Genomic DNA, 1,574 nt, shown 5'->3' on the forward strand with positions numbered 1-1,574 from the left:
GCCGCCGTCCACGCGCGGCCGCGCCCGGCAACTCGCGATCTTGCGCACGCCGCCCAGCTCGGCCTCGGCCAGCCAGTCCAGCGCGCCGGCGCCGGCCGCCGGGCCGCGATAATGCGCGCTGCCCAGCAACAGCCATTCGGCGCGCAGCTTGGGCATGGCCGGCTCGAACAGCGGCAGCGCCGGCTCCGCGGCCTTGATCGCCTCCCAGCACGCGGCCTCGTGCGCCAGGATGAAGGGATCGCTCAGGCGGAAGCCGACGCCGACGCCGACGCGCAACATGGCTTGAGCGCCGATCTGGGTGCGCGACGAGGACACGAGCGCCGCCTGGGGTTTGATATGACGCAAGGGCATCAGCTTTTGACCTCCATGCCGACTTTTTTCAGATCCACGCCGGTGTCCGAGTAGGACGCGCCGGTGTAGGAGTATTTGAAACCGGTGGTGGAGTTGCTAAAGCCGGTGCTGCTGACCTCAGACCCCACCGAACTGATGCTGGAACCGGTGGTGGACATCTTGCTGCCCACCGCCTTGGTCTCGGAACCCGTCATCGAGGTATCGCTGCCCACCAACTTGACCGAAGCGCCGGTGGTGGACACCGAACAGCCGGTGACGCCGACGTCGGACCCGGTGGTGGACATCTTGCTGCCGGTCACGCTGGTGGACGAGCCGGTGGTGGACATCGAGGTGCCGGTGATGCTGACCGAGGAACCGGTGTCCGACATCGAGGTGCCGGTCACGCTCTTGGAGGTGCCGGTCACCGACATCTTGCTGCCGGTGACGCTGGTGGAGGTGCCGGTATAAGAAGACGACACCCCGGTCATGCTTTGCGACATGCCGGTGGCCGACACGCTGGTGCCGGTCATCGAGGTGGAAATGCCGGTCATGCCCTGCGAGGTGCCGGTCACCGAGGTGCGCGTGCCGGTCAGGCTGGTGGACACGCCGGTAAAACCGGTGGACACCCCGGTGAAACCGGTGGAAATGCCGGTGAAGCTGGTGGACACGCCGGTAAAACCGGTGGACACCCCGGTAAAGCCGGTGGAGACGCCGGTGAAGCTGGTAGACGCCCCGGTGAAACTGGTGGACAGGCCGGTGAAGCTGGTGGATACCCCGGTGAAGCTGACCGACAGGCCGGTGAAGGACACCGACACCCCGGTGAACTTGATCGACGCGCCGGTGACCGAGGTCGACGTGCCTTTCACATCGATGTTCTGGTCCTGGCCCACCGCCTCCGAGCTATTGCGCTCGGTGGTCTGCTGCATGTCGCGCTCGGCGTGCACCATCACCCGCTCCGCGCCGCGCTGGTCGTCGAAGGTGATCTGGCTGGCGTTGCTGTAACGGCCCTGCTTCAAGGAACGCGTGACCAGACCGGTGTAGCGGATGTCTTTCGGCAGGTCGTAAGGCGTTGGATTGTCGCCGTTGTAGACAATGCCGGTGACCATCGGCCGGTCCAGATCGCCGTCCACATAGGTGACCAGCACTTCCTGACCCACCCGCGGCAGCGCCAGCACGCCCCAGCCCTTGCCGGCCCAGGCTTGCGACACCCGGATCCAGCACGAGGCGTCTTCTTCCTGGGTCTT

2 protein-coding genes are annotated in these 1,574 nt (G+C 66.1%); both read right to left on the reverse strand.

The annotated features are described in order from the left end of the window. The coding region (locus NK214_RS24815) for a hypothetical protein (protein WP_253315795.1) at positions 1-351 on the reverse strand (351 nt) is incomplete at its 3' end. Then, the coding region (gene vgrG / locus NK214_RS25130; RefSeq protein ID WP_305883584.1) for a type VI secretion system tip protein VgrG at positions 351-1,574 on the reverse strand (1,224 nt) is incomplete at its 5' end. The genes NK214_RS24815 and vgrG, both read right to left, overlap by 1 nt.

Origin of the sequence: Chromobacterium sp. S0633, assembly GCF_024158805.1 — a bacterium.
In the GTDB taxonomy this organism is placed as follows: domain Bacteria; phylum Pseudomonadota; class Gammaproteobacteria; order Burkholderiales; family Chromobacteriaceae; genus Chromobacterium.